Source organism: Halorubrum trueperi, from assembly GCF_042662525.1.
GTDB classification, from domain to species: Archaea; Halobacteriota; Halobacteria; order Halobacteriales; family Haloferacaceae; genus Halorubrum; species Halorubrum trueperi.
The window spans coordinates 185,411-198,994 of record NZ_JBHSXI010000008.1; the positions used below are offsets into that span (position 1 = coordinate 185,411).

General features: G+C 65.0%; 12 protein-coding genes. 11 read left to right on the forward strand and 1 reads right to left on the reverse strand.

Annotated elements, in window-relative coordinates; translation table 11 throughout:
* Window positions 1–114: 114 nt before the first annotated feature.
* Window positions 115–1,251, reverse strand: coding sequence for a Gfo/Idh/MocA family protein (locus ACFQEY_RS07450; protein WP_379766533.1), 1,137 nt, complete (start codon window positions 1,249–1,251; stop codon window positions 115–117).
* 245 nt (window positions 1,252–1,496) lie between these two features.
* Between ACFQEY_RS07450 and ACFQEY_RS07455 the strand changes: the two genes are divergently transcribed.
* The 11 genes from ACFQEY_RS07455 (at window position 1,497) to ACFQEY_RS07505 (ending at window position 13,511) form a co-directional block, all read left to right on the forward strand.
* Window positions 1,497–2,468 carry a sugar phosphate isomerase/epimerase family protein gene (locus ACFQEY_RS07455; RefSeq protein ID WP_379766536.1) on the forward strand — a complete coding sequence of 324 codons (972 nt, stop codon included), beginning with the start codon at window positions 1,497–1,499 and terminating at the stop codon, window positions 2,466–2,468.
* Window positions 2,469–2,531: 63 nt separating this feature from the next.
* On the forward strand, window positions 2,532–3,503 hold the full coding sequence (locus ACFQEY_RS07460) for a GAF domain-containing protein (protein ID WP_379766539.1): 972 nt from the start codon (window positions 2,532–2,534) through the stop codon (window positions 3,501–3,503).
* A 112-nt stretch (window positions 3,504–3,615) separates the two neighbouring features.
* Window positions 3,616–4,377, forward strand: a complete 762-nt coding sequence (locus ACFQEY_RS07465) for an IclR family transcriptional regulator (RefSeq protein ID WP_379766542.1) — start codon at window positions 3,616–3,618, stop codon at window positions 4,375–4,377.
* A 481-nt stretch (window positions 4,378–4,858) separates the two neighbouring features.
* On the forward strand, window positions 4,859–5,272 hold the full coding sequence (locus ACFQEY_RS07470) for a cupin domain-containing protein (RefSeq protein ID WP_379766545.1): 414 nt from the start codon (window positions 4,859–4,861) through the stop codon (window positions 5,270–5,272).
* Window positions 5,273–5,465: 193 nt separating this feature from the next.
* Entirely contained in the window at window positions 5,466–6,299 is an 834-nt protein-coding gene (locus tag ACFQEY_RS07475; RefSeq protein WP_379766548.1) for a phosphoenolpyruvate hydrolase family protein, read from the forward strand.
* Entirely contained in the window at window positions 6,299–7,537 is a 1,239-nt protein-coding gene (locus tag ACFQEY_RS07480) for a Tm-1-like ATP-binding domain-containing protein (RefSeq protein WP_379766551.1), read from the forward strand. The genes ACFQEY_RS07475 and ACFQEY_RS07480 overlap by 1 nt, the downstream gene beginning before the upstream one ends.
* 724 nt (window positions 7,538–8,261) lie before the next feature.
* A complete protein-coding gene (locus ACFQEY_RS07485) occupies window positions 8,262–9,671 on the forward strand; it encodes an ABC transporter substrate-binding protein (protein ID WP_379766554.1) in 1,410 nt (469 codons plus the stop codon).
* A 312-nt stretch (window positions 9,672–9,983) separates the two neighbouring features.
* Window positions 9,984–10,916 (forward strand): branched-chain amino acid ABC transporter permease, encoded by a 933-nt coding sequence (locus ACFQEY_RS07490; protein ID WP_379766557.1) that lies wholly within the window; start codon window positions 9,984–9,986, stop codon window positions 10,914–10,916.
* On the forward strand, window positions 10,913–12,013 hold the full coding sequence (locus ACFQEY_RS07495; RefSeq protein WP_379766560.1) for a branched-chain amino acid ABC transporter permease: 1,101 nt from the start codon (window positions 10,913–10,915) through the stop codon (window positions 12,011–12,013). Before ACFQEY_RS07490 ends, ACFQEY_RS07495 begins: the two co-directional genes overlap by 4 nt.
* Window positions 12,013–12,771: an ABC transporter ATP-binding protein gene (locus tag ACFQEY_RS07500; protein ID WP_379766563.1), complete on the forward strand. Its 759-nt coding sequence runs from the start codon at window positions 12,013–12,015 to the stop codon at window positions 12,769–12,771. Before ACFQEY_RS07495 ends, ACFQEY_RS07500 begins: the two co-directional genes overlap by 1 nt.
* Complete coding sequence (locus tag ACFQEY_RS07505; RefSeq protein ID WP_379766566.1) at window positions 12,768–13,511, forward strand: ABC transporter ATP-binding protein; 744 nt, start codon at window positions 12,768–12,770, stop codon at window positions 13,509–13,511. The genes ACFQEY_RS07500 and ACFQEY_RS07505 overlap by 4 nt, the downstream gene beginning before the upstream one ends.
* The last annotated feature ends 73 nt before the right edge of the window (window positions 13,512–13,584 follow it).

The following is a 13,584-nucleotide window of genomic DNA, read 5'->3' on the forward strand; positions in this document are numbered from 1 at the left end:
TTCTGGGACTCAGAACGAACGACTGGGCGTCTCTCCGGTCGCGTCCGTGGCTGCATCTCTCCGGTCGCTGTCACACTCGTCCGCCTAAAAAAACAGCGTCGCTGGCGGGCGTTTTTAAACGTCGATCCAGCTACCGGTCTCGTCGCTCCGCTCGACGGCGTCGAGGACGCGCTGGACGGCCAACCCGTCTTGGAAGTCGGGGTGGTACTCGGACCCCTCCGCGACCGCCGTGAGGAACTCGTAGTCCTCGTGGACGAACGTGTGCTCCCAGCCGACGGTGTGGCCCGGCGGCCACCAGTGATCGATGTAGGGGTCGTCCGGATCGGTCACGAGGACGGTCTCGAAGCCGCGGTCGTCCCCGCGAAGCACTTCGAGCTCGTTGAGTCGTTCGAGGTCGAACCGCAGACTTCCCGCCGAGCCGTTCACCTCGATAGTGTGGGCGTTCTTCCGACCGTTGGCGAACCGCGACGCCTCGAAGGTTCCCATCGCACCGCCTTCGAATGCCGCTTGGGCGGAGTAGGCGTCGTCGACGGTGACCGGACGGGTCTCGACGTCGTCTCGACTCTCCGCGTCGAGCCCGCCGCCGTCCGCGCCCGGTGCCGGCCGTTCGTCGACGAAGGTGCGGAGGTGCCCGCTGACGCGCTCGATCCGGTCCCCGAGCAGGAACTGCGCCAGGTCGACCGAGTGCGCTCCGAGGTCGCCGAGCGCACCGCTCCCGGCCAGCTCCTCGCTGTTCCGCCACGACCAGGGCGACTGCGGATCGACGAGCCAGTCCTGGAGGTAGTTCGCCCGGACGTGGTGAATCTCGCCGAGGATGCCGTCGTCGATGAGCCGTTTCGCGTACTGGATCGCCGGGATGTACCGGTAGTTGAACGCGATCGCCGCGGGCACCCCGGCGCGCTCGGCGGCCGCGGCCATCCGCTCCGCGTCGTCGAGCGTGGCCGCGAGCGGTTTCTCACAGAGGACCGGGGTGCCCGCCTCCAGCGCCGAGACGGTCGGCTCGGCGTGGACGTGGTTCGGCCCCAAGTTGTAGAAGACGTCGACGTCGTCGACGACCTCGCGCCAGTCGGTGGCGGTCCGAGCGAACCCCAGCCGATCGGCGGCCTCGCGCAGCGCCGCTTCGTCGCGGCCGACGAGGACGTCTCGCTCGACCTCCGGCGCGTCCGGGAAGAACATGGGAAGCCGCGCGAACGCGTTCGAGTGGGCCCGCCCCATGAATCGGTAGCCGAGCATTCCGACGGACAGCGTCATCGGGTCTCACCCCGCGACGGCTTCGCTCCTTCGACGGCCCTGCTCCACGGCAGACGTTCTGTCACGCGCATGGTCGAAGTGACCACGACTGTTCGTATTAATGTTTCCCCGGGCCGAGCGGTACCGCGTTTCTCCGTGGGAGCACGCGCCCCGACTGCGCGTGAGTTCCCCTCCCGGTCCGCGGGCGAGCTCGGCCGATCAATCGGGGATACTTATTAGAGCCACCCCTCCGAACTGTTCGGCGTATGCAACTTGGCGTACTCACGGCGCAACCGTTGGGGCACATGGACAGGTCGGACGCGTTCGCGTTCCTCGAATCGCTCGGCGTCGACGCCGTCGAACTCGGCGCGGGCGGACTGATCGGTTCCGATCACATCGATCGGCGCGAACTCCTCGACAGCGACGAGGCGCGGGCGGCCCTCGAGGCGGATCTCAAGGCTCATAACCTCGACATCTGCGGGCTCGCCGTTCACGACAACCCGCTGCACCCGGACGACGAGCACCGAGACCGCGTCGATACCGAGACGCGAGAGACCATTCGATTGGCGGCCGAGCTCGGCGTGGATCGCATCATCACCTTCTCCGGGCTCCCGGCCGGCGGTCCGGAGGACAGCGTCCCCAACTGGGTGACGTTCCCGTGGCCGCAGGAGCACTCGGAGGCGCTGGAGTACCAGTGGGACGTCGCGGTCGATTACTGGAGCGATCTCGGTGCCTACGCCGACGATTACGGGATCGACATCGCCATCGAGATGCACCCGAACATGCTCGTCTACGATCCGGTCGGCATGGTGGAGCTTCGGGAGGCGACCCACGATCGCGTGGGAGCGAACCTGGACCCGTCGCACCTCTGGTGGCAGGGGATAGACATCCCGAAGGCGATCCGGTACCTGGGCGATCACGACGCGATCCACTACGTCCACGCGAAGGACGTTCGCGTCTACGACGCCAACGCGGAGATCGAGGGCGTCCTCGACAACAAAGGATTCGACCGCGAGGAGGAGCGCGCGTGGATGTTCCGCTCGGTGGGTTACGGCCACGACGAGGACGCGTGGCGTGACATCATCAGCACGCTCCGGCTCGTCGGGTACGACGACGTCCTCAGCATCGAGTGGGAGGACGGTCTCGCCGAGCCGACGGAGGGGCTGGAGAAGGCGGTGACGATGCTCCAGGACGGGCTCTTGCGCAAGCAGGCGGACGTCGATTGGGTTCCCGAGTAGCCCCGACACTCCGCGTCCCCGCCGCCGATAGATTATATATGGATCGAACGTGAGGTACTGCGTATGAGTGACTCTCGATCGCGCGAACCGGAGCGGGACGGAGTGCCCGACGGGTCCCGTCCGATGGAGCTGCTGGAGAGCGTCCAGCGGCTCGCGGATATCGGCGTGTGGACGCACGACGGCGGCGCTGCCGACGGCGGTGGCGATGGCAGTGGCGACCCCGTCGACGGCGACCTCGGGGATGTTGGCCCCGACGACGACGGAACGTGGTGGAGCGATCGAGCGAAGGCGATCCTCGGGATCGACCCCGAAACGCAGCCCTCGTTCGACGCGGTCGCCGACCGGTTCATCGATGGCGATCGCGAGCGCTCGCTCGCTCAGTTCGAACGCGCGCGTGAGGGAGGCGAGGAGTTCGAGATTGAGGTCGGCTTCGTGGACGGCGGGACGACCGAGCGGTACCTCCGCATCTGCGGCGAGCCGCGCCGACGCGATTCGGGCCGCGACGCGCTGCACGGAACGGTCCAGAACATTACGGACGCGAAACGACAGGAGCAGCGCATCGAAGTGCTCCGGAAGACCAGCCAGGAGCTCCGGGAAGCGAACTCGCGGCAGTCCGTCGCCGATATCATGGCGGACACGGCGAAGAACATCCTCGGGCTCGACAACACGACGATCCGACTCGTCGACGAGACGGAGGGGACGTTACAGGTCGTCGTCGTCACGGAGGAGTGCGTCACGAAGGCCGGGACGCGTCCCGACTATCCGGCCGACGAGGACACGCCCGCGGCTCGCACGTTCAGAACCGGCGAGCCCGAACTGCACACGGACCACAGTTCGACCGAGGACGACCAAGAACGGGGGGAGCTCCGGTCCGGCCTGTACGTTCCAATCGGCGATCACGGCGTGTTGAGCGCCGGCGACATCACCGTCGACGCGTTCGACGAACGGGACGTCGAAGCGGCGAGCCTCTTGGGGCAACTCGGCGCGAAGGCGATCACGCGGATCGGGTGGGCGAGGCGGTCCCGAGCCATCTGAAAACGCGGCGAGCGCCGAACGACGCCGACGAATCGTTCACAATATGTTAATATTAACGATTAAAGAGAGAAATATATAAACTGATTTGGTACTGCGAACACATCTCACGCGTATGATCGAGACGACGAACGGCCGAACGCTGAAGACGACACGAACGTCGTTGCGGATACTGGAGCTCGTCTTGGAGCACGACGGGCTCACGCTCGCCGAGCTCGACGCGATCGTCGACAAACCGAAGAGCTCGCTACACGGCCACCTCGCCACTCTGTTGGAGTGTCGCTATCTCGTGAGGGACGGGCAGACGTACGTGGCCAGCTTCAAGCTCGCCGAACTCGGTGATCGAGCGAGGCCCGTCGAGCTCGAAACGGTCGCGACTGACACGGTGGAACGGATCGCCGAGGACACCGGCGAAGAAGCCAACTTCACCGTGTTCGAACACGGTCGACTGCTCCTGTTACACGGCTCTTCGAACCAGGCGGTCGATCAGGAGGGAGACGCGCCCTTCCGTACCGAGTACTACCTCCACAACACCGCCGCCGGAAAGGCCATCCTGGCCGAACTGCCGCGGGAGCGGGTCGATCGGATCCTCGACGAGTGGGGGATGCCCCGCGAGATAGAGGCGACGATAACCGACCGGGAGCGGCTGTACGACCAGCTCGGTGAGATCGCCGACGAGGGATACGCGATAATCGACGAGGAGTTCGCTCCCGGGCTCGTCGCCGTCGGAGCGCCCGTCCACGCTGACGGCGAGATCGTCGGCGGCCTGAGCATCGGAGGGCCGAAATACCGGATCAACATGACGAGGCTCCACGGCGAGCTCGCGGCGGAGCTGCTCGACGCCGTCGACGAGATGGAAACGGCGCTCGACGCGTAGAGTATTCACATAGTGTGAATACATTGTCTCGCGGCGGCGAGCCCAACCGTCTCACCGATCGAACGCTGACGAACGCCGATCGACCGAGTCCAACTTACAACAGTATAGTCGTAACGAGCCCCTCGCCGTACACGACGCCGATCCGGTCTGTAAACCGAGCCGATGGGCGTCCCCGGAACCACCCAGAACTGCCGTGAGCGACGGTCGACGATCCGGCTGTTGACCTCGACCCGACGCATCTTTGTTCACATTATGTGAATATTCTTCCCCCCTCGCGAGCATGACGGGGCGTAGCCGGAGGATCGATCGGCGGATCGCTCCGGGGATCGCGTCCAGTTCGTGTCGTGTGTTACCACGCCATTCGCGTGGCGAGAATGGGCGCGATGCGTGGGAGGAGCGGCGACTGGGTTCGACCGGACGTCCGACGGCCGACTTCGGGCCCCAAACACTTATGCGGAGATGCCGCATGCTTCCCGGTGTCATGGGAGACGAGCAGCGGTTCATCCAACCGGAGGAGATCGAGACGCTGGATCTGGACTGGGGGACGATCAAGTGGCTCAGCACGCCCGACACGACGGGCGCGGAAACGTTCAGTTCCGGCGTCGTCGTTCTGAAACCCGGCGAGGGACACGAACGTCACACGCACCCGGACAGCGAGGAGGTGCTCTACGTCCTGAGCGGCGAGGGGGTTCAGACCATCGGCGACGAAACGCGAGACGTCGCCGCCGGCGACATGTTGTACATTCCGGCCGGCGTCGAACACAGCACGGAAAACGACTCGTGGGAGCCGCTCCGGTTCCTCGCGATGTACGGACCGCCCGGTCCAGAAGACGTGATCCGAGACGATCCGGACTGCGTGGTTCGCCCGCCCGGTGAGACCCCCGGGTCGAATTGAACGATTCAGGTCGAATTGAACGGACCGGGTCAGTTGAACGCCTCGCGTCAGGTCGAGCGACCCGAACCGAGTCGACCGTCCCGAATCGGGACGACCCCGAGACCGGAACGCGGGAACGAAACGTGGCGATCGTTCACGTCCGTCGAAATCACCAGAACATTGATAACCCACCTAGATAATATGCGCATCGTCCATGAAGTTTACACGGGACGAGTCGCTTGAGCGGTTAGAATCGGTCGTAAACCGCGACGAGCCGATCATCGGCGCTGGCGCGGGAACCGGAATCTCGGCGAAGTTCGCTGAGCGGGGCGGGGTCGATCTCCTGATCATCTACAACTCGGGACGGTATCGAATGAACGGTCGCGGCTCACTGGCCGGCATCTTACCGTACGGCGACGCCAACGAGATCGTCGTCGACATGGGGCGCGAGGTGCTCCCCGTCGTGGAAGACACGCCCGTTCTCGCGGGCGTCAACGGCACCGACCCCTTCCGCGAGATGGACGTGTTCATCGAGGACCTCCGCCGCCGCGGATTCTCCGGCGTCCAGAACTTCCCGACGGTCGGCCTCATCGACGAGGACAGCTCCTTCCGGCAGAACCTCGAGGAGACCGGCATGGGCTACGACGAGGAGATCGAGATGATCCGCGAGGCCAGCGATCAGGGGATGTTGACGTGTCCGTACGTCTTCAACGAGGACCAGGCCCGCGCGATGACCGAAGCCGGGGCCGACGTCGTCGTCTCGCACATGGGGCTGACGACGTCGGGCGACATCGGTGCCGAGACCGCTCTCGACCTCGACGAGGCGGCCGAACGCGTTCAGGCTCACCACGACGCCGCGAAAGCGGTCGACGACGATGTCATGGTCATCTGTCACGGTGGGCCGATCGCGTGGCCCGACGACGCGGAGTACGTCCTGAACAACACGGAGGGGATCGTCGGCTTCTTCGGGGCCTCCAGTATCGAGCGGCTTCCGACTGAGGAGGCCATCCGAAACCAGGCCCGCGAGTTCAAGGAGATCGAGTTCTGATGAGTTCGACGGATCGATCCGACCCGTCGTCTCCGACCGTCGCCATCGTCGGAACGCTCGACACGAAGGGCGAGGAGATAGGCTTCGCTCGCGACGTGCTCGAGGCCCAGGGCGTCGCGGTCACCCTCGTCGACGTCGGCGTCATGGGCGCCCCCGAAATCGAGCCGGACGTCTCGGCCGCGGAGGTGGCCGACGCGGGGGGTGCCGACCTCGACGCGCTCAGAGCGGCGGGCGACAGAGGCGAGGCCGTGGAAGCGATGGGAGACGGTGCAGCCGCGATCGCTCGGCGGCTCCACGACGACGGAGCGCTCGACGGGATCCTCGGTCTCGGCGGCTCGGGGAACACGTCGATCGCGACGGCGGCGATGCGGGCCCTTCCGGTCGGCGTGCCGAAGTTCATGGTCTCGACGGTAGCCTCCGGCGACACCGAACCCTACGTCGGGACGCGAGACATCGCGATGCTGTACTCGGTCGCCGACATCGAGGGGCTCAATCAGCTCTCGCGAACCGTCATCGCGAACGCCGCCCTCGCGGTGACCGGGATGGTGACCAACGACCCGGACGTCGAGGTCCCCGACAAACCGACGATCGGCATCACCATGTTCGGCGTCACCACGCCGTGCGTCCAGACCGCGCGCGAGTGGCTCGAAGACCGGGGGTACGAGACGATCGTCTTCCACGCGACGGGGACCGGCGGTCGCGCGATGGAGAACCTGATCGCGGAGGGCGTCATCGACGGCGTCCTCGACGCGACGACCACCGAGTGGGCGGACGAACACGTCGGCGGCGTCCTCGGCGCGGGGCGGGAGCGACTCGACGCGGCGGCCGAGGCGGGCATCCCGCAGGTGGTTTCGACCGGCGCGCTCGACATGGTCAACTTCGGTCCCGAGGACACCGTGCCCGAGGTGTTCGCGGACCGCCAGTTCCACGTCCACAATCCACAGGTGACGCTGATGCGAACCACGCCGACGGAGAACGCCGACATCGGACGGATCATCGCGGAGAAACTCAACGCGGCCACCGGGCCGGTCACGCTCGCGCTCCCGCTGGCCGGCGTCTCGATGCTCGACGCCGAGGGCGAGGCGTTCCGCGACGAGGAGGCGGACGAGGCCCTGTTCCGGTCGCTCCGCGCTCACGTCGACGACGACGTCGACCTGTTGGAACTGGACGCCAACATCAACGACGAGGCCTTCGCCGTCGCGATGGCCGAGCGACTACACGAGTACATGCAGCGGTAGCACGGCGAGTGGTCTCCCGCCGTTCACGCTGCCCGGCTTCGGCCGGTATCGACTGACGCAGCTACTTGATCGATACCGGGAGTAGAGCTCTCATTGCGTTGGAGTGGTCGTTTATAAGTGAATGAGTAGTGTTGCCGGCGGCTGTTTATACGTCGTTGCTGGTGCGGTGAACTGTTGGAAATGTGGTGTTGATCGTTTATAAGTGGTTGACTGCGCGGTGAACACTTCCAAAGCCCCAGCTGCGAGGCCCACCCCGCACAGCACCGCAACCACACCTCACTCCTCCCCAGCCTCGTCGCCGGACTACGTCCGGCTGCCAGAGGCGCTTCGCGCCTCGCTGCGGCTCACTCTGTTCGCCGCGTCCAGCGAGAATCGCAGATTCTCTGGCAGCCGGCGGCAGAGCCGCCGGCGACCTCGCGGGCTCCTCGCGGCCTACCGGCCACTCGGAGGCACGCCGCAGCACCGCATTATTCATTTATAAGCAGCCGTCGCTGTCGCGCTCATCTCTTTTAAATACCACGTCACCGGCGGCGGTCTGCAATACCCACTCCCGTACTCGCTAGTCGCCGAGACGGACACTCCGATCGGGTTCGCGGTGTCGACGATGCGCCGTAATGGTGGAAAAATTGGCCGCTAGCGCCGTATCGTATCAGGATATAAATATAATTACCAAAGGATTTAAGTCCTGTATCGTTCCATGTGTCTACGAGTTGCCCAAACAACCATGACAGATCAGCGCAAACCAGCAGACGGCTCTAGGCGACGGTATCTCAAAGGCCTCGCGGCCGGCGGTCTCACCGCCGGTTTCGCCGGGTGTACGAACAACGGAGACGGTGGCGACGGCGGTGACGGCGGCGACGGCGGCGATGGCGGAGACGGTAGCGACGGCGGAGACGGCGGCGACGATTACGCGGCGATCGGAAACTTCCCGCCGGAGGGAGACTCGGTCGCCATCGGATTCAACGGACCGCTGTCCGGTGCGCTCGGTCCGGACGGCCAGGACCAGGAGCTCGGCTTCGACCTCGCGGTCCAACACCTGAACGAGGGCGGCGGGTTGGTCGACACGTGGGACGCCCTGAGCGGCGACGGCATTCTCGGGTACCAGGTCGAGCCGACGAAGGCCGACACGGGAGGCGATCCCGACACCGCCAACTCCAACATCAACGGGATGATCCAGCAGGACAACATCCAGTTCTGGACCGGCGGCATGTCCAGTACGGTGACGATGGCGATGCAGGACGTCGCCCAGCGGGAGAGGGTCCCGTTCATGGGCGGAAACTCGACGTCCTCCGGAATCAGCGGGGAGAACTGCTCCCGGTACTACTTCCACCCGACGTTCCACGCGGAGATCATCGGCATGGCCGCCGGGAACCTGCTTCCGGAAGTGCTCGGCGAGGACCGCCAGCTGTTCCACATCTACATGGACTACTCGTACGGCCAGTCGAACCGCGACGCCGTGCGCACGCACCTCACTGAGGACGGCCCGTGGGAGGACGTCGGCGGCTCGGCGATCGCCGAGGGCGAGAGCGACCACCAGACGCAGATCCAGGACCTCCAGGACTCCGGTGCCGACGTCGTCCACTTCGCCAGCTTCGGGGAGTTCGCGGCCAGCGGACTCTCGCAGATGGTCGACGCCGGTGTCACCGAGGACGTCGACGTGTTCATCCCGCACGTCAGCGCGTTCACCCTCGATCCGATGGGCTCCGACGCGGAGGGCGTCTACGGCATGGAGCCGTGGAACCCCAACTACGACAACGAGGCGTCGAACACCTTCGTCGACGCGTACCAGTCGGAGTACGAAGAGATGCCCAACCAGAGCTCGCTTCACACCTACGAATCCATGATGGTGTACGCGGCCGCCGTGGAGGAGGCGGGGACGTTCCACCCGCCGACGGTGGTTCGCACTCTCGAAGAGTTCTCGTGGGAACAGGCGTGGGGTCCCTCCCAGTTCCGCGGATGCGACCACCAGGTCGAGCGACCGTGGCACTTGGTTCGCGGCGTCGACGACGCCACCGCCGACGAACTCGGCATTCGAACCGAGGTCATCGAGACGACCGATCCGCTCGTGTACGAGTGCAACGCCTACCCGGCAAACGAGTGCGCGATGGACGAGAACGAATACGGTGACGAGTAGCGCGCGTCTCGCGGCCGACCGTCCACGAACGGCATCGGACTCGTGACACCCCCCACTCGGGGACCGGTTCCGTTGGGAACGCGGTGAGCCGACCGACCGACACGTGCCACGGACTCAGCGCGGCCACGGCGCACGAGCGCGGTCGATCCGGTCGCTCGCGGTCGGTATTGGCGTCGGCGTTCGCGTTCGCGTTCGAATTCGCGGTCACGGTCGTGTCCGCGCGCGGTGATCGGTCGGTGTGGCGCAAGATTCAATAGCAAATGAAATAGTCGTTAATGACATGTTAACCGTACACAATAGGTGGCAGTTCGGATGAGCGTGGTAGAATCGGGCGTCCAGTTCCTGTTCGTCGCGTTGAGCGTGGCGTCGGTGTACCTCCTCGTGGCGCTGGGACTGTCGATCGTGTTCGGCTCCCTCCAGTTCGTCAATATGGCTCACGGGGCGTTGTATCTGATCGGAGCATACATCGGGTTGATCGTCGGGTTCGAGGTCGAGTTCGGCGGGCTCATCGGAAGATACGGGCTCGCACCCATGGGTCTCGATCTCGGTTTCTTGGCTGCCCTCGTCGTGACGCCGCTCGTCGTGTTCGTCGGCGGGATCGCGATGGAACGGCTCCTCGCGAACCCGCTGTACGATCGCCCGCTGCTCGATCAGCTGCTGGTGACGTTCGGCGTCCTGTTGATCTTCCAGGAGGGGTTCAATCTCATCTTCGGACGAACCGGATTCAACTACGCGCGGCCCGACTGGGCGTCTGGACCGATGCTCATCCCCGGAATCGGCTCGGTGTCGCGCTGGCGAGTGTACGTCGTCGTCCTCGCGCTCGTCTTCTTGGCGATCCTCTTCGCCTTCTACAAGTACACAGATTACGGTCTCGCGGTCAGGGCGGGTACCGAAGACACCGAGATGACCGAGCTACTCGGGATCCGAATCGGGCGCCCGTTCCTGTTGATATTCGCTATCGGCGCCGCGTACGCTGGCCTCGCTGGCATCCTCGGCGGATCGCTGTTCGGCGTGAACGCCGGGATGGGATTCAGTAACATCATTCCCGCGCTGGTCATCGTGATCATGGGCGGGGTCGGCTCGATCAAGGGGACCACTATCGGGGCGCTGCTCGCGGGCTTCGTCTTCGCGGCGGTGACGCAGGTCTGGCCGAGCATGGCGACGGCGAGCATCTACGCGCTGGCGATCGTGGTGTTGACGCTCCGGCCGAGCGGTATCTACCCAACGGGGGAGATCGGACAATGAGCACGGAGAGCCCAGAGACCTCGGAGGAGGTCACCGACGACGACTCGGAGCTGAGCGCGCTCGAAACGTGGGACCGGGTCAAGCACACGGAGCGGTTCGTGCTGGTCAGTACCCTCGTCTTCGTCGCGGTGTTCCCGTGGGTGTTCACGAGCACGCCGCTGATCCCGAACGGCCTGCTCGCGTACGACCAACTCGCCCGCTTGGTACTCATCTGGGGCATCTTCGCGCTGGGATTCAACCACCTGCTGGGCCAGACCGGACTGCTGTCGTTCGGCCACGCGATGTTCTTCGGCGGATCGGCGTACGCGACGGCCCTGTTCGCGAACAACGTCGTCGCCGACCCGTTCCTCTCGGTCGTCGTCGGCGTGTGCTTCGCGCTCGTGTTGGCCGTCGTGACGCCGTTCATCCTGCTCCGGCTCCACACGGTCTACTTCGCGATCGTGACGCTCGCGATCGCACAGATGCTGTATTACATGGCCAGAGAGCCCTTCGAGGAGATGACCGGCGGTATCAACGGGCTCGGCGTCGAGCGAAATCCGCTCTTCGGTCTCCTCGAGCTGGGTGCGGATATCCCGGGCATCTTCGGCACGCTCTGGGGAACGTACATGTACCTCTTCATCGCCGCGTTCTTCGTCGCCGTCGTCGTGTTCATCACGCGCGTTCGGAAGTCCCCGTACGGGCTGATCTTCAAGGCAGTCCGGGAAAACGAGACCCGGGCGTCCTTCGTCGGTCTCGACGTCTGGCGGTACAAGTTCGCGGCGTTCGTCATCTCGGGATTCATCGCGGGGATCGCCGGGGGACTCTTGCCGATGGAGACGTACTTCACCGGCGTCGAACGCCTCCACTGGACGCTCAGCGGCGACGTCGTCATGATGACCGTACTGGGCGGGTTAGGAACGGTCGCGGGCCCGATACTCGGCGTGATCGTCTTCCTCTACTTCGAGGGCGTCGTCAACGGGCTCGACGTGATCGGCGGCTACTGGCTGCTCACGCTCGCCCTCGCGTTCACGGCCGTCGTCTGGAAGTACCCAGACGGACTGTGGGGCATGATCACGAACATCAGTTCTCGGCTCCGATCCCGGAGAGGTGATCCGTAATGGCACTACTCGAAACACGAAATCTCACGAAGACGTTCGGCGGTCTCAGGGCGCTCGACGACGTGACCATCTCGGTCGACCAGGGCGAGCTCGTCTCGCTCATCGGCCCGAACGGGGCCGGAAAGTCGACGCTGATCAACACTATCACGGGTATGCTGGAGCCGACCTCCGGTGACGTCACGTACGCGGGAACCGATCTCGTCGGACTCGATCCGTTCGAGATCGCTCACCTCGGTGTCGGTCGGTCGTTCCAGACCGCATCGATATTCCCGGAGCTCACCGTCAGGGAGAACGTTCAGGTCGCTGCGTTCGCGACCGAGCACGGCTCCTTCAGCGTCAACTTCTTCAAGCGACGCGACGGCTACGACGATGTCCGAGAGCGCACGGAGCGCATCCTCGAGACCATCGAACTGAAGGACGACGCGGCGGAGACCGCAAAATCGCTCCCCTACGGCGACAAGCGCCGGCTGGAGGTGGCCATCGGACTGGCGACGGATCCGGACCTGATGTTCATGGACGAGCCCACGGCCGGCATGTCCCCGGGGGAAACCGAGATGACGGTGTCGCTCATCCGTGAACTCCTGCAGGACTGGGACATGACCATCTTCCTCGTCGAACACGACATGGACGTCATTTTCGACGTCTCTGACCGGATCTTCACCCTCAACGAAGGCGCGATCATCGCTCGGGGAACCCCCGACGAGATCAGGAACGATCCCGCTGTTCGCGAGGCGTATCTCGGAGGTGGGGAGATTTGAGCCTCCTCGAACTCGATGACGTCCACGCCTACTACGACGCCAGTCACATCCTGCGCGGCGTTTCCATGACGATCGACGAAGGCGAGGTCATCTCGCTCCTGGGTCGGAACGGTGCCGGCAAGACCACGACCGTCAGGAGCATCGCTGGCGCGGAACCCCCTGAAGTTCGATCCGGCGAGATCCGGTTCGACGGCGAAGACATCGTCGATTGGCCGACCGACGACATCACGAGGGCCGGCGTCGGCGTGGTTCCCGAAGGCCGCCGGCTGTTCACCGAACTGACGGTCGAGGAGAACCTCGAGATGTCGAAGATCGCGAGCGCCACGTGGAACACCGTCCGACGCCGGTCGCCGACCGGCGGGACGCCCACGATGACGGTCGACGAGCTGTACGAGCTGTTCCCCCGGCTGGAGGAGCGTCGATCCCAGAAATCCGGGACGCTCTCCGGCGGCGAACAGCAGATGCTCTCGATCGCTCGAACGCTTCGGCTCCCGGACCTTCAGTTGCTGCTGCTCGACGAGCCGACGGAGGGGCTCGCGCCGCAGATCATTCAGGCCGTCTCGGAGTCGATCCGCGAGATCGCTAATCAGGGGCTGACTGTCCTCCTCATCGAGCAGAACGTCCGCGAGGCGCTGAAGCTCGCCGATCGCGGGTACGTCCTGGACCAGGGCGAGATGGTCTACGAGGGAACGGTCGAGGAGCTCGAAAACGAGGACCTCGACGAGTACCTCGTCGTGTAGCTGCGGCCGGCGAGGGAGCGAATACGTTGGCGTGGGCGGTAGAGCGAGGGAGCGACTACGTCGGTGTGGGCGG

Coding starts and splice junctions, on each gene's coding strand:
- ACFQEY_RS07450 (WP_379766533.1), bottom strand. CDS start 1,251: ATGACGCTGTCCGTCGGAATGCTCGGCTACCGATTCATGGGGCGGGCC.
- ACFQEY_RS07455 (WP_379766536.1), top strand. CDS start 1,497: ATGCAACTTGGCGTACTCACGGCGCAACCGTTGGGGCACATGGACAGG.
- ACFQEY_RS07460 (WP_379766539.1), top strand. CDS start 2,532: ATGAGTGACTCTCGATCGCGCGAACCGGAGCGGGACGGAGTGCCCGAC.
- ACFQEY_RS07465 (WP_379766542.1), top strand. CDS start 3,616: ATGATCGAGACGACGAACGGCCGAACGCTGAAGACGACACGAACGTCG.
- ACFQEY_RS07470 (WP_379766545.1), top strand. CDS start 4,859: ATGGGAGACGAGCAGCGGTTCATCCAACCGGAGGAGATCGAGACGCTG.
- ACFQEY_RS07475 (WP_379766548.1), top strand. CDS start 5,466: ATGAAGTTTACACGGGACGAGTCGCTTGAGCGGTTAGAATCGGTCGTA.
- ACFQEY_RS07480 (WP_379766551.1), top strand. CDS start 6,299: ATGAGTTCGACGGATCGATCCGACCCGTCGTCTCCGACCGTCGCCATC.
- ACFQEY_RS07485 (WP_379766554.1), top strand. CDS start 8,262: ATGACAGATCAGCGCAAACCAGCAGACGGCTCTAGGCGACGGTATCTC.
- ACFQEY_RS07490 (WP_379766557.1), top strand. CDS start 9,984: ATGAGCGTGGTAGAATCGGGCGTCCAGTTCCTGTTCGTCGCGTTGAGC.
- ACFQEY_RS07495 (WP_379766560.1), top strand. CDS start 10,913: ATGAGCACGGAGAGCCCAGAGACCTCGGAGGAGGTCACCGACGACGAC.
- ACFQEY_RS07500 (WP_379766563.1), top strand. CDS start 12,013: ATGGCACTACTCGAAACACGAAATCTCACGAAGACGTTCGGCGGTCTC.